This window comes from Enterobacter sp. BIDMC109 (assembly GCF_001037885.1).
Classification (GTDB): Bacteria; Pseudomonadota; Gammaproteobacteria; order Enterobacterales; family Enterobacteriaceae; genus Enterobacter; species Enterobacter hormaechei_C.
Genome location: NZ_KQ090002.1, coordinates 158072 through 183095 on the forward strand (window position 1 = coordinate 158072; position 25024 = coordinate 183095).

General features: G+C 57.7%; 24 protein-coding genes. 21 read left to right on the forward strand and 3 right to left on the reverse strand.

Annotated features, from left to right (window positions below):
* The first annotated feature begins 1 nt into the window (after position 1).
* The 6 genes from ftsE to SK62_RS00725 all read left to right on the forward strand — a co-directional run bounded on the left by ftsE (position 2) and on the right by SK62_RS00725 (position 7245).
* Complete coding sequence (gene ftsE / locus SK62_RS00700; protein ID WP_006812284.1) at positions 2-667, forward strand: cell division ATP-binding protein FtsE; 666 nt, start codon at positions 2-4, stop codon at positions 665-667.
* On the forward strand, positions 660-1715 hold the full coding sequence (ftsX, locus tag SK62_RS00705; RefSeq protein WP_017384126.1) for a permease-like cell division protein FtsX: 1056 nt from the start codon (positions 660-662) through the stop codon (positions 1713-1715). Before ftsE ends, ftsX begins: the two co-directional genes overlap by 8 nt.
* Positions 1716-1965: 250 nt before the next feature.
* Entirely contained in the window at positions 1966-2823 is an 858-nt protein-coding gene (gene rpoH, locus SK62_RS00710) for an RNA polymerase sigma factor RpoH (protein WP_000159624.1), read from the forward strand.
* Positions 2824-2959: 136 nt separating this feature from the next.
* Positions 2960-4225, forward strand: a complete 1266-nt coding sequence (locus SK62_RS00715) for a 4-aminobutyrate--2-oxoglutarate transaminase (protein ID WP_032655388.1) — start codon at positions 2960-2962, stop codon at positions 4223-4225.
* A gap of 197 nt (positions 4226-4422) precedes the next feature.
* Complete coding sequence (gene livJ / locus SK62_RS00720) at positions 4423-5523, forward strand: branched chain amino acid ABC transporter substrate-binding protein LivJ (protein ID WP_015571474.1); 1101 nt, start codon at positions 4423-4425, stop codon at positions 5521-5523.
* Positions 5524-6090: 567 nt separating this feature from the next.
* Positions 6091-7245 carry an IS481 family transposase gene (locus SK62_RS00725; protein ID WP_080346137.1) on the forward strand — a complete coding sequence of 385 codons (1155 nt, stop codon included), beginning with the start codon at positions 6091-6093 and terminating at the stop codon, positions 7243-7245.
* A 164-nt stretch (positions 7246-7409) separates the two neighbouring features.
* Here SK62_RS00725 and panM read toward each other — a convergent pair whose 3' ends face one another.
* Positions 7410-7793, reverse strand: a complete 384-nt coding sequence (gene panM / locus SK62_RS00730) for an aspartate 1-decarboxylase autocleavage activator PanM (RefSeq protein WP_015571473.1) — start codon at positions 7791-7793, stop codon at positions 7410-7412.
* Between the two features lie 424 nt (positions 7794-8217).
* On the opposite strand from panM, the gene livK reads away from it, so the two are divergent.
* The 10 genes from livK (at position 8218) to ugpQ (ending at position 18310) form a co-directional block, all read left to right on the forward strand.
* Entirely contained in the window at positions 8218-9327 is a 1110-nt protein-coding gene (gene livK, locus SK62_RS00745; protein ID WP_023295547.1) for a high-affinity branched-chain amino acid ABC transporter substrate-binding protein LivK, read from the forward strand.
* Positions 9328-9373: 46 nt separating this feature from the next.
* Positions 9374-10300 (forward strand): high-affinity branched-chain amino acid ABC transporter permease LivH, encoded by a 927-nt coding sequence (gene livH, locus SK62_RS00750; RefSeq protein ID WP_015571470.1) that lies wholly within the window; start codon positions 9374-9376, stop codon positions 10298-10300.
* Positions 10297-11574: a high-affinity branched-chain amino acid ABC transporter permease LivM gene (locus SK62_RS00755; RefSeq protein ID WP_003861542.1), complete on the forward strand. Its 1278-nt coding sequence runs from the start codon at positions 10297-10299 to the stop codon at positions 11572-11574. The genes livH and SK62_RS00755 overlap by 4 nt, the downstream gene beginning before the upstream one ends.
* Complete coding sequence (gene livG, locus SK62_RS00760) at positions 11571-12335, forward strand: high-affinity branched-chain amino acid ABC transporter ATP-binding protein LivG (RefSeq protein ID WP_003861544.1); 765 nt, start codon at positions 11571-11573, stop codon at positions 12333-12335. The genes SK62_RS00755 and livG overlap by 4 nt, the downstream gene beginning before the upstream one ends.
* A 1-nt stretch (position 12336) precedes the next feature.
* On the forward strand, positions 12337-13050 hold the full coding sequence (livF, locus tag SK62_RS00765) for a high-affinity branched-chain amino acid ABC transporter ATP-binding protein LivF (protein ID WP_015571469.1): 714 nt from the start codon (positions 12337-12339) through the stop codon (positions 13048-13050).
* 247 nt (positions 13051-13297) lie between these two features.
* Positions 13298-14614, forward strand: a complete 1317-nt coding sequence (gene ugpB, locus SK62_RS00770) for a sn-glycerol-3-phosphate ABC transporter substrate-binding protein UgpB (protein ID WP_017693845.1) — start codon at positions 13298-13300, stop codon at positions 14612-14614.
* A 157-nt stretch (positions 14615-14771) separates the two neighbouring features.
* Complete coding sequence (ugpA, locus tag SK62_RS00775; RefSeq protein ID WP_047718140.1) at positions 14772-15659, forward strand: sn-glycerol-3-phosphate ABC transporter permease UgpA; 888 nt, start codon at positions 14772-14774, stop codon at positions 15657-15659.
* Positions 15656-16501, forward strand: a complete 846-nt coding sequence (gene ugpE / locus SK62_RS00780; RefSeq protein WP_015571468.1) for a sn-glycerol-3-phosphate ABC transporter permease UgpE — start codon at positions 15656-15658, stop codon at positions 16499-16501. The genes ugpA and ugpE overlap by 4 nt, the downstream gene beginning before the upstream one ends.
* A gap of 1 nt (position 16502) precedes the next feature.
* Positions 16503-17573, forward strand: a complete 1071-nt coding sequence (locus tag SK62_RS00785; RefSeq protein ID WP_047718141.1) for a sn-glycerol-3-phosphate import ATP-binding protein UgpC — start codon at positions 16503-16505, stop codon at positions 17571-17573.
* Entirely contained in the window at positions 17570-18310 is a 741-nt protein-coding gene (gene ugpQ, locus SK62_RS00790; protein WP_047718143.1) for a glycerophosphodiester phosphodiesterase, read from the forward strand. The genes SK62_RS00785 and ugpQ overlap by 4 nt, the downstream gene beginning before the upstream one ends.
* On the opposite strand, the gene SK62_RS00795 is transcribed toward ugpQ, so the two are convergent.
* Entirely contained in the window at positions 18300-18671 is a 372-nt protein-coding gene (locus tag SK62_RS00795; protein ID WP_015571465.1) for a DUF2756 family protein, read from the reverse strand. The genes ugpQ and SK62_RS00795 overlap by 11 nt on opposite strands.
* A gap of 122 nt (positions 18672-18793) precedes the next feature.
* On the opposite strand from SK62_RS00795, the gene ggt reads away from it, so the two are divergent.
* Positions 18794-20539, forward strand: a complete 1746-nt coding sequence (gene ggt, locus SK62_RS00800) for a gamma-glutamyltransferase (RefSeq protein WP_072203352.1) — start codon at positions 18794-18796, stop codon at positions 20537-20539.
* Between the two features lie 87 nt (positions 20540-20626).
* On the opposite strand, the gene yhhY is transcribed toward ggt, so the two are convergent.
* Entirely contained in the window at positions 20627-21115 is a 489-nt protein-coding gene (gene yhhY, locus SK62_RS00805) for an N-acetyltransferase (RefSeq protein WP_015571463.1), read from the reverse strand.
* 310 nt (positions 21116-21425) lie between these two features.
* Here yhhY and SK62_RS00810 point away from each other — a divergent pair, with 310 nt between their 5' ends.
* From SK62_RS00810 to gntK, 4 genes are all read left to right on the forward strand, one after another.
* Entirely contained in the window at positions 21426-22463 is a 1038-nt protein-coding gene (locus SK62_RS00810; RefSeq protein WP_047718145.1) for an oxidoreductase, read from the forward strand.
* Between the two features lie 123 nt (positions 22464-22586).
* Positions 22587-23282 (forward strand): pirin family protein, encoded by a 696-nt coding sequence (locus SK62_RS00815; RefSeq protein ID WP_003861565.1) that lies wholly within the window; start codon positions 22587-22589, stop codon positions 23280-23282.
* Positions 23283-23373: 91 nt separating this feature from the next.
* Positions 23374-24369: a gluconate operon transcriptional repressor GntR gene (gntR, locus tag SK62_RS00820; protein ID WP_003861567.1), complete on the forward strand. Its 996-nt coding sequence runs from the start codon at positions 23374-23376 to the stop codon at positions 24367-24369.
* Between the two features lie 126 nt (positions 24370-24495).
* The gene (gene gntK / locus SK62_RS00825) at positions 24496-25023 is read left to right on the forward strand and encodes a gluconokinase (protein WP_045333872.1); all 528 of its coding nucleotides are present in this window, start codon (positions 24496-24498) and stop codon (positions 25021-25023) included.
* The last annotated feature ends 1 nt before the right edge of the window (position 25024 follow it).

The following is a 25024-nucleotide window of genomic DNA, read 5'->3' on the forward strand; positions in this document are numbered from 1 at the left end:
AATGATTCGCTTTGAACACGTCAGCAAGGCCTATCTCGGCGGGAGACAAGCGCTACAGGGGGTGACATTCCACCTCCAGCCAGGCGAGATGGCATTCCTGACCGGCCATTCCGGCGCGGGGAAAAGTACCCTGCTCAAGCTGATCTGTGGGATCGAGCGGCCAAGCGCCGGGAAAATCTGGTTCAGCGGCCATGAAATTAGCCGTCTTAAGAACCGTGAAGTGCCGTTCCTGCGTCGTCAGATTGGCATGATTTTCCAGGATCACCACCTGCTGATGGATCGCACGGTTTTCGATAACGTCGCGATCCCGCTGATTATTGCTGGCGCCAGTTACGATGATATCCGCCGTCGCGTTTCGGCGGCGCTGGATAAGGTCGGGCTGCTGGACAAAGCGAAGAACTTCCCGATCCAGCTCTCCGGCGGTGAGCAGCAGCGCGTGGGTATCGCCCGCGCGGTAGTGAACAAGCCTGCCGTTTTGCTGGCGGATGAACCGACCGGTAACCTGGACGATGCCCTCTCTGAAGGGATCCTGCGTCTGTTTGAGGAATTTAACCGCGTGGGGGTCACGGTACTGATGGCGACGCACGACATGGGGCTGATCTCCCGCCGTTCGTACCGCATGCTGACCCTGAGCGACGGGCATTTGCACGGAGGCCACGGTGAATAAGCGTGATGCAATGAACCAGATTCGGCAGTTCAGCAACCGGTTTGACCGTTTCCGCAAGCCTCAGGGCGGCGGGGACGGCAATCGCAATGCGCCTAAGCGTGCCAAAGCGGCACCGAAACCGAACTCCCGCAAAACCAACGTCTTTAACGAGCAGGTGCGGTACGCCTTCCAGGGCGCGTTGCAGGATCTGAAAAGCAAACCGCTGGCGACGTTCCTGACGGTGATGGTGATTGCCATCTCCCTGACGCTGCCCAGCGTCTGCTACATGGTTTACAAAAACGTAAACCAGGCGGCGTCCCAGTACTATCCGTCGCCGCAGATCACCGTTTATCTGGATAAAGCCCTCGACGATAACGCGGCGGCTCAGGTGGTGGGGCAGATTCAGGCCGAGCAGGGCGTGGAGAAGGTGAACTATCTTTCCCGCGATGAAGCGCTGGGTGAGTTCCGCAACTGGTCCGGATTCGGCGGCGCGCTGGATATGCTTGAAGAGAACCCGCTGCCCGCGGTGGCGGTGGTGATCCCGAAACTCGATTTCCAGGGCACGGATTCGCTCAACACCCTCCGCGACCGCATTACCCGCATTAACGGGATTGATGAAGTGCGCATGGACGACAGCTGGTTTGCCCGTCTTGCCGCCCTGACCGGGCTGGTAGGACGCGTGTCGGCGATGATCGGCGTGCTGATGGTGGCGGCGGTGTTCCTCGTCATCGGTAATAGCGTGCGCCTGAGCATCTTCGCCCGTCGCGATACCATCAACGTGCAGAAACTGATTGGCGCAACGGATGGTTTCATCCTCCGCCCGTTCCTTTACGGCGGCGCGTTATTAGGTTTTTCTGGTGCATTTCTTTCATTGATATTGTCAGAAATTTTGGTGATGCGGCTGTCGTCTGCCGTGACTGAAGTGGCGCAGGTTTTCGGAACTAAGTTTGATATCAGTGGCTTAGGGTTCGATGAGTGCCTGCTGTTGCTGCTGGTGTGCTCCATGATCGGCTGGGTGGCGGCATGGCTGGCAACGGTTCAACATTTACGCCACTTTACTCCCGACTAATAAAAGCGTGATATAATCTTTCCCTGCACCGAGATGTTCGCTTGCAGGGAAAGCGTCCCTGTTGTCTCTTCCCCTGTAATCATCTTCATGTCACAATTTGTGCGTAATTTATTCACTGTTGCACCTGGAACTTGTGGATAAAATCACTGTCTGATAAAAGAGTGAATGCTAATCTCGTTGCTCAAACGCTTTGGCATGGTTGTTGCCTGACGGGGACAACCTGGACCAGAAGAAACATTGAGAGGAATGAATGACCAAAGAAATGCAAACTTTAGCTTTAGCCCCTGTTGGTAACCTGGAATCTTACATCCGGGCTGCGAACACCTGGCCGATGTTAACGGCTGAGGAAGAAAAGGAGCTTGCTGAAAAGCTGCATTACCAGGGCGATCTGGAAGCAGCTAAAACGCTGATCCTGTCTCACCTGCGCTTTGTTGTTCACGTTGCTCGTAATTATGCGGGCTACGGCCTGCCGCAGGCGGACCTGATTCAGGAAGGTAACATTGGCCTGATGAAGGCGGTACGTCGCTTTAACCCGGAAGTGGGTGTGCGACTCGTCTCCTTCGCCGTGCACTGGATCAAAGCGGAAATTCACGAATACGTCCTGCGTAACTGGCGTATTGTGAAAGTCGCCACGACGAAAGCGCAGCGCAAACTGTTCTTCAACCTGCGTAAAACCAAGCAGCGTCTGGGCTGGTTCAATCAGGATGAAGTGGAAATGGTGGCGCGCGAGCTGGGCGTTTCCAGCAAAGATGTCCGCGAGATGGAATCCCGTATGGCCGCACAGGACATGACGTTTGATATGTCTGCCGACGATGACGCGTCCGACAGCCAGCCGATGGCCCCGGTTCTGTATCTACAGGATAAAACCTCTAACTTTGCTGACGGCATTGAAGAGGATAACTGGGAAGACCAGGCGGCGAACAAGCTGACCTTCGCGATGGAAGGCCTCGACGAGCGTAGCCAGGATATTATTCGTGCCCGCTGGCTGGACGAAGATAACAAGTCCACGTTGCAGGAACTGGCCGACCGCTACGGCGTCTCCGCTGAACGTGTGCGTCAGCTTGAGAAAAACGCCATGAAAAAACTTCGCGCCGCTATCGAAGCGTAATTTCCGCGAAGTACACCGAGAACCCTCGAATGCAAATTCGAGGGTTTTGTTTTTTTAGCGCCCGCTCTGGCGAATTTCTTCCCCCTGGCAAACACTTACTGATGCGCTAAGCAGGCGACTTTCAGAGGGTGACAGGGTGAAAAATAACGAACTGAACGACCGGCGTTTACAGGCGACGCCGCGCGGTATCGGCGTCATGTGTAACTTCTATGCCGATAAAGCCGAAAACGCCACGGTGTGGGACGTGGAAGGTAACGAGTATATTGATTTTGCCGCCGGGATCGCCGTGCTGAATACCGGGCATCGCCATCCTAAAGTTATCGCCGCCATCGAAAAACAGCTTCACGCCTTTACCCATACCGCTTATCAAATCGTCCCCTATGAAGGTTATGTGGCGCTTGCCGAGCGCATCAATCAGCGCGTACCCATAGAGGGGCCAGCCAAAACCGCCTTCTTCTCAACGGGGGCGGAAGCGGTCGAAAACGCGGTGAAAATCGCCCGCGCGTACACCAGACGTCCCGGCCTTATCACCTTCGGCGGCGCGTTCCATGGCCGTACCTTTATGACCATGGCGATGACCGGCAAAGTGGCGCCCTATAAGCTCGGCTTCGGCCCGTTCCCCGGCTCGGTGTACCACGCGCAATTCCCCAACAGCCTGCACGGGGTTAGTACCGCCGAAGCGCTAAAAAGCCTGGAGCGCATCTTCAAAGCCGATATCGCGCCCGATCAGGTGGCGGCAATCATTATTGAACCGGTTCAGGGCGAGGGCGGGTTCAACGTCGCGCCCGCTGATTTTATGCAGGCGCTGCGTGCCCTGTGCGATACCCACGGGATTTTACTGATTGCCGACGAAGTGCAAACCGGCTTCGCCCGTACCGGCAAGCTGTTCTCCATGGAAAACCACTGCGTGAAGCCCGATCTGATCACCATGGCGAAAAGCCTGGCGGGCGGGATGCCGCTCTCTGCCGTCTCTGGCCGGGCGGAGGTGATGGATGCGCCCGCCCCGGGCGGGCTGGGCGGAACCTACGCGGGTAACCCGCTGGCGATTGCGGCGGCCCATGCGGTGCTGGATGTGATTGACGAGGACGATCTCTGCACCCGCGCGGCGCATCTCGGGCATCATCTGGTCGAGGTGCTGAATAAAGCGAAGGATGGCTGTCCGTATATCGCCGATATCCGTGGGCAGGGCTCGATGGTGGCGGTAGAATTTACCGATCCGCAAACCGGACAGCCGTCGCCCGAATTTACCCGTCAGGTTCAGGAGCGCGCGTTGAACGAAGGGCTGCTGCTTTTGAGCTGCGGCGTTTACGGCAACGTTATTCGCTTCCTCTACCCGCTCACCATCCCCGAAGTGCAGTTCCGTAAAGCGCTGGATATTATTTCCGCCTCGCTGACACGATAAAGCCAAAAGCCCGGCTGAAATGACAGTTGGGCTTATCATATTTTCATTTCAAATTAGCTATTCCAAAATCATAAAAATGGGGTATGTTTTAGCAGAGTATGCTGAAAAAGCGCGAACAGCACGCCTATAACTGAAATAAAGCGCTACACAACAACATCACAACAATCGTTATAACCATAATAATGGGGAATCTCAGGATGAACATGAAGGGTAAAGCGTTACTGGCAGGATGTATCGCGTTGGCATTCAGCACTATGGCCCAGGCCGATATTAAAGTGGCCGTGGTGGGCGCGATGTCCGGTCCGGTAGCACAGTACGGCGACCAGGAATTTACCGGCGCGGAACAGGCGGTTGCAGACATTAATGCTAAGGGCGGCATCAAGGGCGAAAAGCTGCAAATCGTAAAATATGACGATGCCTGTGACCCGAAACAGGCGGTCGCGGTGGCGAACAAAGTGGTAAACGACGGGATCAAATACGTTATCGGTCACCTGTGCTCCTCTTCCACCCAGCCCGCGTCTGACATCTACGAAGACGAAGGCATTCTGATGATCACGCCGGCCGCGACGGCGCCAGAGCTGACCGCGCGCGGCTATAAGCTGATCCTGCGTACCACCGGTCTGGACTCCGATCAGGGGCCAACCGCCGCGAAATACATCGTGGAAAAAGTGAAGCCGCAGCGCATCGCGATTGTTCATGACAAACAGCAGTACGGCGAAGGCCTGGCCCGTGCGGTGCAGGATAACCTGAAAAAAGCGAACGCCAACGTGGTGTTCTTTGACGGTATCACCGCCGGTGAGAAAGACTTCTCGACCCTGGTCGCGCGTCTGAAGAAAGAAAATATCGATTTCGTTTACTACGGCGGCTACCACCCGGAAATGGGGCAGATTCTGCGCCAGGCGCGTGCGGCGGGTCTGAAGACGCAGTTCATGGGGCCAGAAGGTGTCGCGAACGTTTCCCTGTCTAATATCGCGGGTGAATCCGCTGAAGGGCTGCTGGTGACCAAACCGAAGAACTACGACCAGGTGCCTGCGAACAAACCTGTTGTCGATGCCATCAAGGCGAAGAAACAGGATCCAAGTGGTGCGTTCGTCTGGACCACCTACGCAGCGTTGCAGTCTCTGCAAGCGGGCCTGAACCAGTCAGCCGATCCGGCGGAGATTGCCACCTGGCTGAAAGCGAACTCGGTGGAAACCGTGATGGGGCCGCTGTCCTGGGATGAGAAGGGCGATTTGAAGGGCTTCGAGTTCGGCGTGTTTGACTGGCATGCCAACGGCACGGCGACTGACGCAAAATAAACGTAAAAAGGCAACGCAAGTTGCCTTTTTTAATGTTTTCTCCCTCTCCCCGTGGGCTGAGGGATCCCCAGTAATTTGAAAGCAAAAGCGATAACGTTGCCTCAGAATAACTGAGGGCTTTCAGCGATGCCTCGGTCCGGCTGTAAATCGCTGAGGCGTTTCCTGTAGGCCGGGGCGAGGCGCAGGGATGCGCCGAGAGGGCGGGCTTTACAGGGATGTTACCTCCGCCCGTCCCCGATAAGCCGGAAGGAATATGCCGAAGGCACCGCGAAGCGGCGATTTACCGCCGGAAGCCCGGGTCGCCAGGGTGGTGGCGACTGAGCCACCCTGGCACGTTCACCGGTCATGTCGTGACAGAGTAGCAAGGAACATAAAGTGAACGGAATGACCACCAGAGCCGTATGTTCCCCCTCACCCCAGCCCTCTCCCTCAAGGGAGAGGGGGCCGTCTGTGCAGGTATTATTTTGTGGGGAACCCTCAGCCCCGTGGGTGTACGGTCCGGGGACATAGTGAACACTTGTTCGGGGACATGGTAGACACTTACAACTAAGGCATAAGAACCCGTTTATGGAGTCGCTTATGCCCTGGGATGCGAGAGATACCATGTCATTACGTACCGAGTTTGTTTTGTTCGCCTCGCAGGACGGGGCGAACATCCGTTCCCTCTGCCGTCACTACGGCATTTCCCCTGCCACCGGCTACAAGTGGCTTCAGCGCTGGGTTCAGGAAGGCGCCGCCGGCCTTCAGGACCGCCCGCGCATACCGCACCATTCCCCGAACCGCTCGTCAGACGACATCACTGCCCTGCTGCGCATGGCACATGCCCGTCATGAACGCTGGGGAGCCCGCAAGATTAAGCGCTGGCTCGAAGACCAGGGACACACCATGCCTGCCTTCAGCACCGTCCATAACCTGATGGCCCGCCATGGCCTGCTGCCGGGAACGGCGCCCGGTATTCCGGCTACGGGCCGCTTCGAACACGATGCGCCGAACAGGCTCTGGCAGATGGATTTTAAGGGCCACTTTCCCTTTGGCGGTGGCCGCTGCCATCCGCTCACCCTGCTGGATGACCACTCCCGTTTTTCCCTGTGCCTGGCGCACTGTACCGATGAACGGCGCGAGACCGTGCAGCAGCAACTGGTCAGCGTGTTTGAGCGTTACGGCCTGCCGGACCGGATGACGATGGACAACGGCTCGCCGTGGGGTGACACCACCGGCACCTGGACGGCGCTGGAGCTGTGGCTGATGCGCCACGGTATCCGGGTGGGCCATTCCCGGCCTTACCATCCGCAGACGCAGGGCAAGCTGGAGCGTTTTCACCGCAGCCTGAAGGCGGAAGTGCTACAGGAGAGATGGTTCGCGGACAGCGGTGAGTTGCAGCGCGCTTTCGACCACTGGCGGACGGTGTACAACCTTGAACGGCCACATGAAGCGCTGGACATGGCAGTACCGGCCTCGAGATACCAGCCGTCTGCGCGGCAGTACCGCGCCGGCACACCCCCACCGGAGTACGATGAAGGCGTGGTGGTCAGGAAGGTGGATATCAGCGGGAAGCTGAGCATACAGGGTATCAGTCTGAACGCAGGGAAGGCCTTCAGGGGAGAGCGTGTGGGGCTGAGGGAGACACAGGAGGACGGCTGCTATGAAGTATGGTGGTACAGCACGAAAGTGGGGATGATCGACCTGAAGAAAAAGTCGATCATCATGGGTAAAGGATGTTAAAAAGTGTTCACCATGTCCCCGAACACCTGTCTACCATGTCCCCGGACTGTACAGTGGGAGAGGGCCGGGGTGAGGGCATCAGCCCGCTCAGCCCTCTTTTGCCCGGTGGCGCTTCGCTTACCGGGCCTACTATGAGCACCTCGCAGCCGCCACCCGGCTTTCTTTTAGCGCTTCTCCCACCCGTTCGCCTGCGCCGTAAACCCTAACGCCTGCATAAACGCCGCCATCACGCCGCGATCCTCTACGCCCACGTCGGCCATCCACCAGGAGGTTACGCTCGGGTTTTCGCGGATCACCTCTTCAATCAAATACTGCCCGACCCCGCGACGACGGGTCACGTCGCGCACGCGCAGGGAGTCCAGCGCCCCTTCCGTGCCGCTCAGCGTTACGCGGACGGCGGCCAGCAGACGTTCATTAAAACGCGCGGCATAGATGCGGTGGTTTTCATCGACGGCCAGCGATGAAGGGGAATATTCCGGCCAGATCTTGCCCAGGTCGATACGATCCTGGTCGCTAAAGGTCACCAGACGCACGATAGTCAGTTTCATTAGCTGCTTGTCCAAATCAAAAAGAGTAGGGCCAGTGTACTCAATTTATTTGCTCAGGCGCTTTCTCTTTTTCTTCCCATTTACCAGGTGATTAGTTTTTTGGCAGCGCGATGGGCAGTTTGAAAACACATGGATCGAAAAATAAGCAGAATTTTAACCTGAAGGGCAGTGATTTATTCGGCGCTTTGTACCGTTATTTTATGCTGCAAACCGCGCTTTTATTTGTTTATCTCCGCCTGATTTCAGAATATTATCTTTGCTTAATCGCCTGAAAAATAGAGATTTTAGTCTGGTTTTTGACAAAAAACTGCGCTAAACCATTAAAGGCACTGGTAAAAATAGCGTTGTTCATAAAAAGTACAGAATGCTTTTTAACCATAATAAAACAAAATATAAACATGACATCACGAATGGGGATTCAGAGATGAAAAGGAACGCGAAGACGTTAATCGCGGGGATGGTCGCACTGTCGATCTCGCATGCCGCTATGGCAGACGACATTAAAGTTGCGGTAGTGGGGGCGATGTCCGGCCCTGTTGCCCAGTGGGGTGACATGGAGTTCAACGGCGCGCGTCAGGCCATCAAAGATATCAACGCCAAAGGCGGCATCAAAGGCGACAAGCTGGTAGGCGTGGAGTATGACGACGCCTGCGATCCTAAACAGGCCGTCGCGGTCGCCAACAAAATCGTTAACGACGGTATCCAGTACGTCATCGGGCACCTGTGTTCTTCCTCCACGCAGCCTGCGTCTGATATCTACGAAGACGAAGGCATTCTGATGATCACCCCGGGTGCCACCAACCCGGAACTGACCCAGCGCGGCTACCAGCACATCATGCGTACCGCCGGTCTGGACTCCTCTCAGGGGCCAACCGCCGCCAAATACATCCTCGAAACCGTTAAGCCGCAGCGTATCGCCATCATTCATGATAAACAGCAGTACGGCGAAGGCCTGGCGCGTTCCGTACAGGACGGCCTGAAAAAAGGCGGCGCAAACATCGTCTTCTTCGACGGCATTACCGCTGGTGAGAAAGACTTCTCCGCGCTGATCGCCCGCCTGCAAAAAGAGAATATCGACTTCGTTTACTACGGCGGCTACTACCCGGAAATGGGGCAGATGCTGCGCCAGGCGCGCGCCACCGGCCTGAAAACCCAGTTTATGGGGCCAGAGGGCGTCGGTAATGCCTCCCTGTCCAACATCGCGGGCGATTCTGCCGAAGGCATGCTGGTGACGATGCCAAAACGCTATGACCAGGATCCGGCGAATAAGGCTATCGTGGATGCGCTCAAGGCGCAGAAGAAAGATCCGAGCGGTCCGTACGTCTGGATCACCTACGCGGCCGTGCAGTCTCTGGCCACCGCGCTGGACCGTACCGGCAGTAAAGAGCCGCTGGATCTGGTGAAAGATTTAAAAGCACACGGGGCGAACACCGTGATTGGGCCGCTGAACTGGGATGAGAAAGGCGATCTGAAGGGATTTGAGTTTGGTGTCTTTAAGTGGCACGCCGACGGGTCTTCCTCGGTCGCCAAATAATCATCCCACCGCCCGGCTCACCGGGCGGGTATAAAAAGGTTTTCTTATGTCCGAGCAGTTTCTCTACTTCTTGCAGCAGATGTTTAACGGCGTCACGCTGGGAAGCACCTACGCGCTGATCGCCATCGGCTACACGATGGTTTACGGCATTATCGGCATGATCAACTTCGCCCACGGCGAGGTGTACATGATCGGTAGCTACGTCTCCTTTATGATTATCGCCGCGCTGATGATGATGGGCATCGACAGCAGCTGGCTGCTGGTGGCCGCCGGGTTTGTCGGCGCGATTGTGATCGCCAGCGCCTACGGCTGGAGTATTGAACGGGTGGCCTACCGGCCGGTGCGCAGCTCCAAACGCCTGATCGCGCTAATCTCCGCCATCGGTATGTCCATTTTCCTGCAAAACTACGTCAGCCTGACCGAAGGTTCACGCGACGTGGCGCTGCCAAGCCTGTTTAACGGCCAGTGGATTGTAGGGGCCAGCGAAAACTTCTCTGCCACCATCACCACCATGCAGCTGGTTATCTGGGTTGTGACCTTTATTGCCATGCTGGCCCTGACCCTGTTCATCCGCTACTCCCGCATGGGACGCGCCTGCCGCGCCTGCGCGGAAGATCTGAAGATGGCGAGCCTGCTCGGGATTAACACCGACCGCGTGATTGCCCTGACCTTCGTGATCGGCGCAGCGATGGCGGCGGTGGCTGGCGTGTTGCTCGGCCAGTTCTACGGCGTAATCAACCCGTACATCGGCTTTATGGCCGGGATGAAAGCCTTCACCGCGGCGGTACTGGGCGGCATCGGCAGCATTCCGGGCGCGATGATCGGCGGCCTGATCCTGGGCGTGGCCGAAGCGCTCTCCTCGGCGTACCTGAGCACCGAATATAAAGATGTGGTGTCGTTTGCCCTGCTGATTCTGGTGCTGCTGGTCATGCCTACCGGTATTCTGGGCCGTCCGGAGGTAGAGAAAGTATGAAACCGATGCATTTTGCGATGGCGCTGCTCTCTGCCGCCATGTTCTTCGTCCTGGCGGGCGTCTTTATGGGCGTCCAGTTAGGACTGGATGGCACGAAGCTGGTGGTGGATACCGCTCCCGACATCCGCTGGCAGTGGGTGTTTATCGGCACCGCTGTGGTGTTCCTGTTCCAGCTGTTGCGTCCGCTGTTCCAGAAGACGCTGAAAAACGTCTCCGGGCCGAAATTCGTCCTGCCGGCGATCGACGGTACAACGGTGAAACAGAAGCTGTTCCTTGTGGCGCTGCTGGTGGCTGCCGTGGCGTGGCCGTTTATGGTCTCGCGCGGGACGGTGGATATTGCCACCCTGACCATGATCTACGTGATTCTGGGGCTCGGTCTGAACGTGGTGGTGGGGCTGTCTGGCCTGCTGGTGCTGGGCTACGGCGGGTTCTACGCCATCGGCGCGTACACCTTCGCGCTGCTGAACCACTATTACGGCCTCGGCTTCTGGACCTGTCTGCCGCTGGCGGGGCTGGTCTCTGCCGCGGCGGGCTTCCTGCTCGGCTTCCCGGTGCTGCGCCTGCGCGGTGACTATCTGGCGATTGTGACCTTAGGCTTCGGCGAAATCGTCCGTATTCTGCTGCTCAACAATACCGAAGTGACCGGCGGTCCGAACGGCATCAGCCAGATCCCGAAACCGACCTTCTTCGGCCTGGAGTTCAGCCGTACCGCCCGCGAAGGCGGCTGGGATACCTTCAGCAACTTCTTTGGCATCAAATACGATCCGTCCGACCGCGTGATCTGGCTCTATCTGGTGGCGCTGCTGCTGGTGGTGATTACCCTGTTCGTGATCAACCGTCTGCTGCGCATGCCGCTGGGCCGCGCCTGGGAAGCGCTGCGCGAAGATGAAATCGCCTGCCGCTCCCTGGGCCTGAACCCGACCCGCATCAAGCTGACCGCATTTACCATCAGCGCCGCGTTTGCCGGTTTCGCCGGGACGCTGTTTGCCGCACGTCAGGGCTTCGTCAGCCCGGAATCGTTCACCTTTGCCGAATCCGCCTTTGTGCTGGCGATTGTGGTGCTCGGTGGAATGGGCTCGCAGTTCGCCGTGATCCTCGCGGCTATCCTGCTGGTGGTCTCCCGCGAGCTGATGCGCGACTTTAACGAATACAGCATGTTAATGCTGGGTGGTTTGATGGTGCTGATGATGATCTGGCGTCCGCAGGGTCTGCTGCCGATGACCCGTCCACAGCTGAAGCTGAAACGCACACAGGCGAAAGGAGAGCAGGCATGAAGCCTTTATTATCCGTTAACGGCCTGATGATGCGTTTTGGCGGCCTGCTGGCGGTCAACAATGTGAATCTGGATCTGCACAAGAAAGAGATCGTCTCCCTGATTGGCCCGAACGGCGCGGGAAAAACCACGGTCTTTAACTGTTTGACCGGCTTCTACAAGCCGACGGGCGGCACCATCATGCTGCGCGACCAGCACCTTGAAGGGCTGCCGGGCCAGCAGATTGCCCGCATGGGCGTGGTGCGTACCTTCCAGCACGTGCGTCTGTTCCGCGAGATGACGGTGATTGAGAACCTGCTGGTGGCACAGCATCAGCAGCTGAAAACCGGCCTCTTCTCCGGCCTGCTGAAAACCCCGGCCTTTCGCCGCACGCAGGAGGAGGCGCTCGACCGCGCCGCGACCTGGCTCGACCGTATCGGCCTGCTCCAGCACGCCAACCGTCAGGCGAGCAACCTCGCTTACGGGGATCAGCGTCGCCTTGAGATCGTGCGCTGCATGGTGACCCAGCCGGAGATCCTGATGCTCGACGAACCAGCGGCAGGTCTCAATCCGAAAGAGACCAAAGAGCTGGACGAGCTGATTGCCGAGCTGCGCGACCATCACGACACCACCATCCTGCTGATTGAGCATGACATGAAGCTGGTGATGGGCATTTCGGACCGTATCTACGTGGTAAACCAGGGCACGCCGCTGGCGAACGGCACGCCGGAAGAGATCCGCAACAACCCGGACGTGATCCGCGCATACCTTGGTGAGGCATAAGATGGAAAAAGCGATGTTAACGTTCGACAAGGTCAACGCGCACTACGGCAAGATCCAGGCGCTGCACGACGTCAGCCTGCACATCAATCAGGGCGAAATCGTCACCCTGATTGGCGCCAACGGCGCGGGTAAAACCACGCTGCTCGGCACCCTGTGCGGCGACCCGCGCGCCACCAGCGGGCGGATTGTGTTTGACGGCAAAGATATTACCGACTGGCAGACGGCTAAGATCATGCGTGAAGCGGTGGCGATTGTCCCGGAAGGGCGCCGCGTATTCTCCCGCATGACGGTGGAAGAGAACCTGGCGATGGGCGGTTTCTTCGCCCATCGGGATGAATTCCAGACCCGCATCAAGTGGGTGTACGAACTCTTCCCGCGCCTGTGGGAGCGTCGTATTCAGCGAGCGGGCACCATGTCCGGCGGCGAGCAGCAGATGCTGGCGATTGGCCGCGCGCTGATGAGCCAGCCGCGCCTGCTGCTGCTGGACGAGCCGTCGCTTGGTCTTGCGCCGATCATTATCCAGCAGATCTTCGACACCATCGAGCAGTTGCGTAAAGAGGGGATGACCATCTTCCTCGTCGAGCAGAACGCCAACCAGGCGCTGAAGCTCGCCGACCGTGGCTACGTGCTGGAGAACGGGCGCGTGGTGCTCTCCGATACCGGTGACGCGCTGCTGGCGAACGAGGCGGTGCGGAGCGCGTACCTCGGAGGCTAAGCCGTCTGTGTTGCCCGGTGGCGCTTACGCTTACCGGGCCTACGGATACCATGTAGGCCGGGTAAGGCGCAGCCGCCACCCGGCTTTTTTCATATTAACCCCCTTCACACAACCATCATCCCCCTGACGCCTGGCTGTCACTTATCTGTAAACAAACAGTTATTTTTCTGTCATTCGAGCATGTCATGTTACCTCGCGAGCATAAAACGCGTGATATCGCGCATCCGGCACAATAAGAGAGATGACAATGACATCGTTACGACACACAGCTTTGGGTCTGGCACTGGGTCTGGCTTTTGCGACAAACGCAATGGCTGTGACCACCATTCCGTTCTGGCATTCCATGGAAGGGGAGTTGGGTAAAGAGGTTGACTCCCTGGCGCAGCGTTTCAACGACACCCACCCGGATTACAAAATTGTGCCGGTGTACAAAGGCAACTACGAGCAGAGCCTGAGCGCGGGCATCGCCGCCTTCCGTACCGGTAACGCGCCTGCGCTGTTACAGGTTTATGAAGTGGGCACCGCCACCATGATGGCCTCCAAAGCCATCAAACCGGTCTATGAAGTGTTCAAAGAAGCAGGTATTAACTTCGATGAATCCCAGTTCGTACCGACCGTAGCGGGTTACTACACCGATTCCAGAACCGGCCATCTGCTTTCTCAGCCGTTTAACAGCTCCACGCCGGTGCTGTATTACAACAAAGACGCCTTCAAAAAAGCCGGTTTAGATCCGGAGCAGCCGCCAAAAACCTGGCAGGATCTGGCGGAGTACACCGCGAAGCTGAAAGCGGCGGGGATGAAGTGCGGCTACGCCAGCGGCTGGCAGGGCTGGATCCAGATTGAAAACTTCAGCGCCTGGCACGGCCTGCCGGTTGCCACCCAAAATAACGGCTTCGACGGTACCGACGCGGTGCTGGAGTTCAACAAGCCGGAGCAGGTGAAGCACATCGCGCTGCTGGAAGCACTCAACAAGAAGGGCGACTTCAGCTACTTCGGGCGTAAAGACGAATCCACCGAGAAGTTCTACAACGGCGACTGTGCCATTACCACCGCCTCGTCCGGCTCGCTGGCGGATATACGTCACTATGCCAAATTCAACTACGGCGTGGGCATGATGCCGTACGACGCCGACGTGAAGGGCGCGCCGCAAAACGCCATCATCGGCGGGGCGAGCCTGTGGGTGATGCAGGGTAAAGACAACGGCACCTACAAAGGCGTGGCCGAGTTCCTCGACTTCCTGGCGAAGCCGGAAAACGCCGCCGAGTGGCACCAGAAGACCGGCTATCTGCCGATCACCAAAGCCGCGTACGACCTGACCCGCGAGCAGGGCTTCTACAGCAAGAACCCGGGCGCAGACATCGCGACGCGCCAGATGCTGAACAAGCCGCCGTTGCCGTTCACCAAGGGCCTGCGTCTGGGCAACATGCCGCAGATCCGCACCATCGTGGATGAAGAGCTGGAAAGCGTGTGGACCGGTAAGAAAACGCCACAGCAGGCGCTGGACGCTGCGGTAGAGCGCGGGAATCAGCTGCTGCGCCGCTTTGAGCAGTCGACCAAATCGTAATCCGTGATTCGCCCGGTGACGCGTAGCGATCCGGGCCTACGGGGATCGTGCGGGCTGATGCCCTCACCCCAACCCTCTCCCACGGGGAGAGGGAGAAATATTTGTAGGCCGGGTAAGGCGTAGCCGCCACCCGGCATTGTTCAGGAACCAAATCTCAATGTCATCATCCCGTCCGGTGTTCCGTTCCCGCTGGCTGCCGTACTTGTTGGTCGCGCCGCAGCTGGTCATCACCGTTATCTTCTTTATCTGGCCTGCGGGCGAAGCGCTGTGGTACTCGGTACAAAGCGTCGATCCGTTCGGGCTTTCCAGCCAGTTTGTCGGGCTGGACAACTTTACCGCGCTGTTCCACGACAGCTACTACCTGGACTCCTTCTGGACGACGATCAAATTCAGCACCCTGGTGACCGTCAGCGGCCTTTTAGCCTCGCTGTTTTTCGCTGCGCTGGTGGACTACGTGGTGCGCGGCAGTCGTCTGTACCAGACCCTGATGCTGCTGCCCTACGCCGTGGCTCCCGCCGTGGCCGCCGTGCTGTGGATCTTCCTGTTTAACCCAGGGCGCGGGCTGATTACCCACTTCCTGGGCGAGTTTGGCTACGACTGGAACCACGCCCAGAACAGCGGTCAGGCGATGTTCCTGGTGGTGTTCGCCTCGGTGTGGAAGCAGATCAGCTATAACTTCCTGTTTTTCTTTGCCGCGCTACAGTCTATCCCGCGTTCGCTGGTGGAGGCCGCCGCCATCGACGGCGCAGGGCCGGTGCGCCGCTTCTTCCGGCTGTCGCTGCCGCTGATCGCCCCGGTGAGTTTTTTCCTGCTGGTGGTGAACCTGGTGTACGCCTTCTTCGACACCTTCCCGGTGATCGACGCCGCCACCGCGGGCGGTCCGGTGCAGGCTACCACCACGCTGATTTACAAGATCTACCGCGAAGGCTTTGCCGGGCTTGATCTCTCCGCCTCTGCCGCGCAGTCCGTGGTGCTGATGTTCCTCGTCATCATCCTCACGGTGGTGCAGTTCCGCTATGTCGAAAGTAAGGTGCGCTACCAATGATTGAGAACCGTCGCGGGCTGACGATTTTCAGCCATACCATGCTGATTTTAGGGATTATCGTCATCCTGTTCCCACTGTACGTGGCCTTCGTCGCCGCCACGCTGGACACCAAAGCGGTGTTCGACACCCCGATGACGCTGATCCCGGGCGGACACCTTTTCGAAAACATGAAAACTATCTGGACCCAGGGCGTGGGCGCTAACAGCGCGCCGTTCTGGCTGATGATGCTCAACAGCTTCATCATGGCGTTTGGCATCACCGTCGGCAAAATTACGGTGTCGATGCTCTCAGCGTTTGCCATCGTCTGGTTCCGCTTTCCGCTGCGTAACCTGTTTTTCTGGATGATTTTCATCACCCTGATGCTGCCGGTAGAGGTGCGTATCTTCCCGACGGTGGAAGTGATCGCCAACCTGAAGATGCTCGACAGCTACGCGGGCTTAACCCTGCCGCTGATGGCCTCGGCGACCGCCACCTTTCTGTTCCGCCAGTTCTTTATGACCCTGCCGGATGAGCTGATTGAAGCCGCGCGCATCGACGGGGCCTCGCCGATGCGCTTCTTCCGCGACATAGTGCTGCCGCTGTCGAAAACCAACCTCGCGGCGCTGTTTGTGATCACCTTTATCTACGGCTGGAACCAGTACCTGTGGCCGCTGCTGATCGTTCAGGACGTCAACCTCGGCACCGCCGTGGCAGGCATCAAAGGCATGATCGCCACCGGCGAAGGCACCACCCTCTGGAACCAGGTGATGGCGGCGATGCTGCTCACCCTTATCCCACCCGTAGTCATTGTTTTAGCCATGCAGCGCGCGTTTGTCCGCGGCCTGGTCGATAGCGAGAAATAAGATGGCAGGTTTAAAATTACAGGCAGTAACCAAAAGCTGGGACGGCAAAACCCAGGTCATTCAGCCGCTGACGCTCGACGTGGCGGACGGGGAATTTATCGTGATGGTCGGCCCGTCCGGCTGCGGAAAATCCACCCTGCTGCGTATGGTGGCGGGGCTGGAGCGCGTAACGTCCGGGGATATCTGGATTGACCGCCAGCGCGTCACCGAGATGGAACCCAAAGATCGCGGTATCGCGATGGTGTTCCAGAACTACGCCCTCTATCCGCACATGAGCGTGGAAGAGAACATGGCCTGGGGGCTGAAAATCCGCGGCATGGGCAAAGGCCATATCGCGGAGCGTGTGAAAGAGGCCGCGCGCATTCTGGAGCTGGACGGCCTGCTTAAGCGCCGCCCGCGCGAGCTTTCCGGTGGCCAGCGTCAGCGCGTGGCGATGGGGCGCGCCATCGTGCGCGACCCGGCGGTATTCCTGTTCGACGAACCGCTGTCAAACCTCGACGCCAAACTGCGCGTGCAGATGCGCCTTGAGCTCCAGCAGCTGCATCGGCGGCTGAAAACCACGTCCCTGTACGTCACTCACGATCAGGTTGAAGCCATGACCCTCGCCCAGCGCGTGATGGTGATGAACAAAGGCATCGCCGAGCAGATTGGCACCCCGGTGGAAGTCTACGAAAAGCCGGCCAGCCGTTTTGTGGCGAGCTTTATCGGCAGCCCGGCGATGAACCTGCTGGATGGGCGGATCAATGCGGCGGGAACCCACTTCGAGCTGGAAAGCGGGATGGCGTTGCCGATCAACTGGTACTATCGTGGCTACGCCGGGCGTAAGATGACGCTCGGTATCCGCCCGGAGCATATTGGTTTGACGTCTCAGGCGGACGGCGGCGTGCCGCTGGTGATGGACACGCTGGAGATGCTGGGCGCAGACAACCTGGCGCACGGGCGCTGGGGCGAGCAAAAGCTGGTGGTGCGTCTGCCGCACCAGGAGCGCCCGAAGGCAGGCAGCACGCTGTGGCTGCATATGCCGGAAAATCACCTGCACTTATTTGACGGTGAAACAGGACAACGAGTATGAGCAACTGGCCTTACCCCCACATCGTCGCCCACCGTGGCGGCGGTAAACTGGCGCCGGAAAACACCCTGGCGGCAATTGACGTTGGCGCGCGCTACGGCCATACGATGATCGAGTTCGACGCGAAGCTGTCGAAGGACGGCGAAATTTTCCTGCTGCACGACGACAATCTCGAACGCACCAGCAACGGCTGGGGCGTGGCGGGCGAACTGCCGTGGCGCGATCTGCTGAAGGTGGACGCCGGAAGCTGGTACAGCGGCGAATTTAAAGGCGAACCGCTGCCGCTGCTGGCGGAAGTGGCGGACCGCTGTCGTCAACACGGCATGATGGCCAACATCGAAATCAAACCGACCACTGGCACCGGGCCGCTGACGGGTAAAGTGATTGCCCTTGCCGCGCGCGAGCTGTGGGAAGGTATGACCGCGCCGCTGTTATCGTCGTTTGACATCGACGCGCTGGAAGCCGCACAGGCTGCCGTTCCGGAGTTGCCGCGCGGGCTGCTGCTGGATGCGTGGCGAGAAGACTGGCGCGCGCTGACGACCCGCTTAGGCTGCGTGTCGATCCACCTCAACCATAAGCTGCTGGATGAAGCGCGCGTGACGCTGTTGAAGGAGGCCGGTCTGCATATCCTGGTGTATACCGTCAACAAACCCCAGCGTGCAGCCGAGCTGCTGCGCTGGGGCGTGGACAGCATCTGTACCGATGCGATTGACCAGATCGGGCCGAACTTTATTTATTAAGCATACTGCCGTTCTGCTGGGTCGGCAGCATGTGCTGCTGACCGCTGCTTTGCGATACCCCGCCTCCTAACATCCCACCGTTTGAATTTGGCAGCGGCTGTTCAAGCATCTGGCCCTGCTGCACGCGCTGGGTGTTGGTATTCATCTGGTTTTGCAGGTGCTGCTGCTGCACCTGGGTCTGCGTCTTTAACTGCTGATTGAGCATCCCTTTCTGCTGCTGTTGCTGGCTCATCATCTCCGTCTGCATACGCTGCTGGCTCGGGATGACGTAGCCCGGCTGGTTCGGGTTGTTCAGGGTGTTGATTGGCTGTGCGAGCGCGGCGAACGGAAGCAGCGCGGTCAGGATCAGTAATCGTTTCATGGTTATCTCCTCCTTTGAGGCTTCTCTTAAGTTTAGCCTGATTCCGGCATAACGATGATTTTTTAAGAGTTGTGAACCAGGCTTAAGCGGGGAATATGGACCCCTTCACCTGGAGAACAATAATGATGAAACCAACCTTTTTGCGCTGGGTTGCCATCGCTGCGCTGATGGCAGGCGGCACATTTACCGTGGCGGCCAACCCGCCCGCCGCTCCTCCGGTCTCTTACGGCGTGGAGGAGGATGTTTTTCACCCCGTGCGGGCGACGCACGGCATGGTGGCCTCGGTTGACGCGCTGGCAACGCAGGTGGGCGTCGATATTCTTAAGCAGGGCGGTAACGCGGTGGATGCGGCGGTCGCGGTGGGATATGCGCTGGCGGTGACGCATCCACAGGCGGGGAACCTGGGCGGCGGCGGGTTTATGATGCTGCGCACCAAAGACGGTAAAACCACGGCCATCGACTTCCGTGAGATGGCGCCGAATCAGGCCTCCCGCGATATGTTCCTCGACGATCAGGGCAATCCGGACAGTAAAAAATCCCTGACCTCGCACCTTGCCTCCGGCACGCCGGGCACCGTTGCGGGCTTCTCGCTGGCGCTGGAAAAATACGGCACGCTGCCGCTGAATAAAGTGGTGCAGCCTGCCATCAAGCTGGCGCGCGACGGCTTCGTCGTCAACGACGCGCTGGCGGACGACCTCAAAACCTACGGCAGCGAAGTTATTCCCAATCATGAGAACAGCAAGGCTATCTTCTGGAAAGACGGCGAGCCGCTGAAGAAGGGCGATAAGCTGGTGCAGAAGAATCTCGCAAAAAGTCTCGAACTGATTGCTGAAAACGGTCCGGACGCCTTCTATAAGGGGCCGATTGCCGATCAGATTGCCGATGAGATGCAGAAGAACGGCGGGCTGATCACCAAAGCGGATCTGGCGGAATATAAGGCGGTGGAGCGCGAGCCGATCAGCGGCACCTATCGCGGCTACGAGGTCTTCTCCATGCCGCCGCCGTCCTCCGGGGGGATTCACATCGTGCAGATCCTCAATATTCTGGAAAACTTCGATATGCACAAGTTCGGCTTCGGTAGCGCCGATGCCATGCAGGTGATGGCGGAGGCGGAGAAGCGCGCCTACGCTGACCGCTCGGAATACCTTGGCGATCCGGACTTCGTTAAGGTGCCGTGGCAGGCGCTGACCAACAAAGCTTATGCCAAATCGATTGCCGACGAGATCGACATCAACAAGGCTAAGCCGTCGAGCGAGATCCGCCCGGGCAAGCTGGCGCCGTATGAAAGTAACCAGACCACCCATTTCTCGGTGGTGGATAAAGACGGTAACGCGGTGGCGGTGACCTACACGCTTAACACCACTTTCGGCACCGGGATTGTGGCGGGCAACAGCGGTATTTTGCTGAACAACGAGATGGATGACTTCTCCGCCAAACCGGGCGTGCCGAACGTCTACGGGCTGGTCGGCGGCGATGCGAATGCGGTCGGGCCGAAGAAGCGCCCGCTCTCATCCATGTCCCCTACCATCGTGGTGAAAGACGGCAAAACCTGGCTGGTGACCGGCAGCCCTGGCGGGAGCCGGATTATCACAACCGTGCTGCAAATGGTGGTGAACAGCATCGACTTTGGGATGAACGTCGCCGAAGCGACTAATGCGCCGCGTTTCCACCACCAGTGGCTGCCGGACGAGCTGCGCGTCGAGAAGGGCTTTAGCCCGGACACCATTAAGCTGCTTGAGCAGCGCGGGCAGAAGGTGGCGGTGAAGGAGGCGATGGGCAGCACCCAGAGCATTATGGTCGGGCCGGACGGGGCGCTGTTTGGCGCATCGGACCCGCGTTCGGTGGATGATTTAACGGCGGGGTATTGATTTTTTTGCCCGGTGGCGCTGCGCTTACCGGGCCTACAACGGCACGAACGTAGGCCGGGTAAGGCGAAGCCGCCACCCGGCAACAAACTACTTCATACGCGCCATATAATACGCGTCCACATATTCTCCGTTGCGCAGGGCGTAGCGCCTGCCGGTGCCTTCAATCTCAAACCCGTGCTTTTTGTACACCGCGATTGCCGGTTCGTTATCCACAAACACCGTTAACTCGATGCGGTCGACGCGCAGCCAGTTGTCACACATATCGATCATGGTGCGAATCAGCGCGCTGGCCACGCCGCGGTTATGCCACTGCGCGCCAACGCAGATACCGAAATCGGCAACGTGGCTGCGGCGTGGTCGCTGGGCGACATCAATGGTGAGGTGGCCGACCACGATATCATCAATGCAGGCAACCAGCTGTTTAATGCCCGGCTGCTCGCCTAGCCGCATTTGCCACATTTCCATTGAAGGATGAGGAACCTGTAGCGTGTTGTGGTACACCTCCGGCTGGGCGTGGATCTGACGAATGGCGTCGTAATCTTTCGGTTCAGCGTGGCGTATCACTATCTCACTCATTCCTTGTTCCTCAGTCAGTTAAAAGTCCCTTCCAACATCAGTGACTTTAAAAGTTGAGTCAATCGCTATTTTTTGCAAAAAGTGTTGGACAAGTGCGAATGAGAATGATTATTATTGCTCTGCATTCAGGAAGACCTCCTACGGGAACCTGAAAGCACGACATTGCTCACATTGCTTCCAGTATTACTTTAGCCAGCTTCTCGCTGGCTTTTTTTTGCCCTTTTTCTCCCTCTCCCCGTGGGAGAGGGCTGGGGTGAGGGCAAAACATGCGCTATGGTAAAACCCAGTAACCTTCCAAAAGGACTGAGCCATGACACTACATTGTGCATTTATTGGATTTGGCAAAAGCACCACGCGTTACCACCTTCCGTATGTTCTTAACCGAAAAGAGACCTGGCACGTGGCCCATATCTATCGCCGCCGCGCGAAGCCAGAAGAACAGTCTCCGCAGTATTCTCACATTCATTTCACCAGCGATCTTGATGAAGTGCTTAATGACCCGCAGGTGAAGCTGGTGGTGGTCTGTACCCACGCTGATAGCCACTTTGACTACGCGAAACGCGCGCTGGAAGCGGGTAAAAACGTGCTGGTGGAAAAACCGTTCACCCCGACCCTCGCCGAAGCGAAGGAGCTGTTCGCGCTGGCGAAAAGCAAAGGGCTGACCGTCACGCCGTACCAGAACCGTCGCTTTGACAGCTGCTTCCTGACGGCGAAAAAGGCAATTGAGAGCGGCAAACTCGGCGAGATCGTGGAAATCGAAAGCCACTTCGATTACTACCGCCCGGTGGCGGAAACCCAGCCCGGACTGCCGCAGGACGGATCGTTCTATGGTCTGGGCGTGCACACCATGGACCAGATCATCTCCCTGTTTGGCCGCCCGGACCACGTGGCGTATGACATCCGCAGCCTGCGCAATAAGGCCAACCCGGACGATACCTTTGAAGCGCAGCTGTTCTACGGCGATCTCAAAGCCATCGTGAAAACCAGCCATCTGGTGAAAATCGACTACCCGAAATTTATCGTTCACGGCAAGAAAGGCTCCTTTATCAAGTATGGTATTGACCAGCAGGAGACCAGCCTGAAGGCCAATATCATGCCGGGTGAACCGGGCTTTGCGGCAGATGATTCCGTGGGCGTGCTGGAGTACGTGAACGACGAGGGCCTGACGGTCAGGGAAGAGCTGAAGCCGGAAACGGGCGACTATGGACGCGTCTACGATGCGCTGTATGACACCCTCGCCACCGGCGCGCCGAATTATGTCAAGGAATCTGACGTTCTGACCAACCTGGAAATCCTTGAACGGGCCTTCGAACAGGCTTCTCCTGCCACGGTAACCCTCGCCAGATAAGCAAAAATGGCTCCTCTGCGCTTGTTCTAAATTTTTGAACAGAGGAGTCAATTTTCACCCTCTATGATCCCAGGGCGTTTGCGTCCACACTTACTCCATCGAAACGAACTGAGGGTGAAAACAATGATCTACTTACGCAAAGCAAACGAACGTGGTCACGCGAATCATGGCTGGCTGGACTCATGGCATTCATTCTCGTTTGCCGACTACTACGACCCGAACTTTATGGGCTTCTCCGCACTGCGCGTGATTAACGACGACGTGATTGATGCAGGCCAGGGCTTCGGTACCCACCCGCACAAAGACATGGAAATCTTGACCTATGTGCTGGAAGGGGCGGTTGAGCACCAGGACAGCATGGGCAACAAAGAGCAGGTTCCGGCGGGCGAGTTCCAGATTATGAGCGCGGGTACCGGGGTGCGTCACTCTGAGTACAACCCGAGCAAAACGGAAAAACTGCACCTGTATCAAATCTGGATCATTCCAGAAGAGACCGGCATCACGCCACGCTACGAGCAGCGCCGCTTCGACGCGAAACAGGGCAAACAGCTGGTGCTGTCCCCGGATGCGCGTGAAGGTTCCCTGAAAGTGCATCAGGATATGGAGCTGTACCGCTGGGCGCTGGCGAAAGATGAACAGTCTGTACACCAGATTGCCGCTAACCGCCGCGTGTGGATCCAGGTGGTGAAAGGTGAAGTGTCCATCAACGGCACCAAAGCGACAACCGCCGATGGCCTGGCAGTCTGGGATGAGCAGGCGCTCTCCGTGCATGCCGACAGCGAAAGTGAAATTCTGCTGTTTGACCTGCCGCCGGTCTAAATAATTTCTCAACCTTCCCTTTAAACGGGGAAGGTTGAGCTTTGTCCGTGATAAACTGAGCAAATCTCTCACTTCAAGATTTCTCAGGACGATGAAAAAGAAACGCCCCGTACTTCAGGATGTCGCCGATCGCGTCGGTGTGACCAAAATGACGGTCAGCCGTTTTTTACGTAACCCGGAACAGGTTTCCGTGGCGTTGCGTGGCAAGATTGCCGCCGCCCTTGATGAACTGGGTTATATCCCCAACCGCGCGCCCGATATTCTCTCCAATGCGACCAGCCGTGCAGTGGGCGTCCTGCTTCCTTCCTTAACCAACCAGGTATTCGCCGAAGTGCTGCGTGGCATTGAAAGCGTCACCGATGCGTTTGGCTATCAGACCATGCTCGCCCACTACGGGTACAAGCCGGAACTGGAAGAGGAACGTCTTGAATCGATGCTTTCCTGGAACATTGACGGCCTGATTTTAACGGAACGTACTCACACCCCGCGCACGCTGAAAATGATTGAAGTGGCAGGCATTCCGGTGGTGGAACTGATGGACAGCCAGTCGCCGTGCCTCGACATCGCCGTGGGGTTCGATAACTTTGAAGCGGCGCGTCAGATGACGGCGGCGATCATCGCCCGCGGTCATCGCCATGTGGCCTATCTGGGTGCGCGTCTGGATGAACGTACTATCATCAAACAGAAGGGATACGAGCAGGCGATGCTCGACGCCGGTTTGACCCCGTACAGCGTGATGGTGGAGCAATCTTCTTCTTACACGTCGGGTATTGAGCTGATGCGTCAGGCGCGACGCGAGTATCCGCAACTGGACGGTATTTTCTGCACCAACGATGACCTCGCGGTCGGCGCCGCGTTTGAGTGCCAGCGTCTGGGTTTAAAAATCCCGGATGATATGGCGATTGCCGGCTTCCACGGCCACGACATTGGCCAGGTGATGGAGCCGCGTCTGGCGAGCGTCCTGACCCCGCGTGAACGCATGGGCCGCATTGGCGCAGAGCGCCTGCTGGCGCGCATTCGTGGTGAGGCAGTTACCCCGAAAATGTTAGATTTAGGTTTCACCTTGTCACCGGGTGGATCTATTTAATCCGACAAATTTGAAGTAGCTCACACTTATTCACTTCGCGCACGTTTGGATATTGCTTCTCATATGCCCCGGCAGGACAATGTTACCGATAACTGTTACCCGTAACAATTGACTGAGGGACACCCTTTGAGCACGACTAATCACGATCACCACGTTTACGTCCTGATGGGCGTGTCCGGTAGCGGTAAATCTGCCGTGGCGAGCGAAGTGGCGCATCAACTCCAGGCTGCGTTTCTTGATGGTGACTTCCTCCATCCGCGCAGCAACATCATGAAAATGGCTTCCGGCGAGCCGCTGAACGACGACGACCGCAAACCATGGTTGCAGGCGCTGAATGACGCCGCGTTCGCGATGCAGCGCACCAATAAAGTCTCTCTGATCGTCTGTTCCGCACTGAAAAAAACCTATCGCGACCTGCTGCGCGACGGCAACCCGAACCTCTCTTTCATCTACCTGAAAGGTGATTTCGGGGTGATTGAAAGCCGCCTGAAGGCGCGTAAAGGCCACTTCTTCAAAACCCAGATGCTGGTAACGCAGTTCGAAGCGTTGCAGGAGCCGGGAGTTGACGAACAGGATGTCTTAGTGGTTGATATCGATCAGCCGCTGGAAGGTGTTGTTGCCAGCACCATCGAGGTTATTAATAAAAGGCAGTAAG

Excerpts from the sequence above, each read along its gene's own strand:
- ftsE (WP_006812284.1), top strand. The coding sequence starts at position 2 with ATGATTCGCTTTGAACACGTCAGCAAGGCCTATCTCGGCGGGAGACAA.
- rpoH (WP_000159624.1), top strand. The coding sequence starts at position 1,966 with ATGACCAAAGAAATGCAAACTTTAGCTTTAGCCCCTGTTGGTAACCTG.
- livJ (WP_015571474.1), top strand. The coding sequence starts at position 4,423 with ATGAACATGAAGGGTAAAGCGTTACTGGCAGGATGTATCGCGTTGGCA.
- SK62_RS00725 (WP_080346137.1), top strand. The coding sequence starts at position 6,091 with ATGGAGTCGCTTATGCCCTGGGATGCGAGAGATACCATGTCATTACGT.
- panM (WP_015571473.1), bottom strand. The coding sequence starts at position 7,793 with ATGAAACTGACTATCGTGCGTCTGGTGACCTTTAGCGACCAGGATCGT.
- livK (WP_023295547.1), top strand. The coding sequence starts at position 8,218 with ATGAAAAGGAACGCGAAGACGTTAATCGCGGGGATGGTCGCACTGTCG.
- livH (WP_015571470.1), top strand. The coding sequence starts at position 9,374 with ATGTCCGAGCAGTTTCTCTACTTCTTGCAGCAGATGTTTAACGGCGTC.
- SK62_RS00755 (WP_003861542.1), top strand. The coding sequence starts at position 10,297 with ATGAAACCGATGCATTTTGCGATGGCGCTGCTCTCTGCCGCCATGTTC.
- livG (WP_003861544.1), top strand. The coding sequence starts at position 11,571 with ATGAAGCCTTTATTATCCGTTAACGGCCTGATGATGCGTTTTGGCGGC.
- livF (WP_015571469.1), top strand. The coding sequence starts at position 12,337 with ATGGAAAAAGCGATGTTAACGTTCGACAAGGTCAACGCGCACTACGGC.
- ugpB (WP_017693845.1), top strand. The coding sequence starts at position 13,298 with ATGACATCGTTACGACACACAGCTTTGGGTCTGGCACTGGGTCTGGCT.
- ugpA (WP_047718140.1), top strand. The coding sequence starts at position 14,772 with ATGTCATCATCCCGTCCGGTGTTCCGTTCCCGCTGGCTGCCGTACTTG.
- ugpE (WP_015571468.1), top strand. The coding sequence starts at position 15,656 with ATGATTGAGAACCGTCGCGGGCTGACGATTTTCAGCCATACCATGCTG.
- SK62_RS00785 (WP_047718141.1), top strand. The coding sequence starts at position 16,503 with ATGGCAGGTTTAAAATTACAGGCAGTAACCAAAAGCTGGGACGGCAAA.
- ugpQ (WP_047718143.1), top strand. The coding sequence starts at position 17,570 with ATGAGCAACTGGCCTTACCCCCACATCGTCGCCCACCGTGGCGGCGGT.
- SK62_RS00795 (WP_015571465.1), bottom strand. The coding sequence starts at position 18,671 with ATGAAACGATTACTGATCCTGACCGCGCTGCTTCCGTTCGCCGCGCTC.
- ggt (WP_072203352.1), top strand. The coding sequence starts at position 18,794 with ATGATGAAACCAACCTTTTTGCGCTGGGTTGCCATCGCTGCGCTGATG.
- yhhY (WP_015571463.1), bottom strand. The coding sequence starts at position 21,115 with ATGAGTGAGATAGTGATACGCCACGCTGAACCGAAAGATTACGACGCC.
- SK62_RS00810 (WP_047718145.1), top strand. The coding sequence starts at position 21,426 with ATGACACTACATTGTGCATTTATTGGATTTGGCAAAAGCACCACGCGT.
- SK62_RS00815 (WP_003861565.1), top strand. The coding sequence starts at position 22,587 with ATGATCTACTTACGCAAAGCAAACGAACGTGGTCACGCGAATCATGGC.
- gntR (WP_003861567.1), top strand. The coding sequence starts at position 23,374 with ATGAAAAAGAAACGCCCCGTACTTCAGGATGTCGCCGATCGCGTCGGT.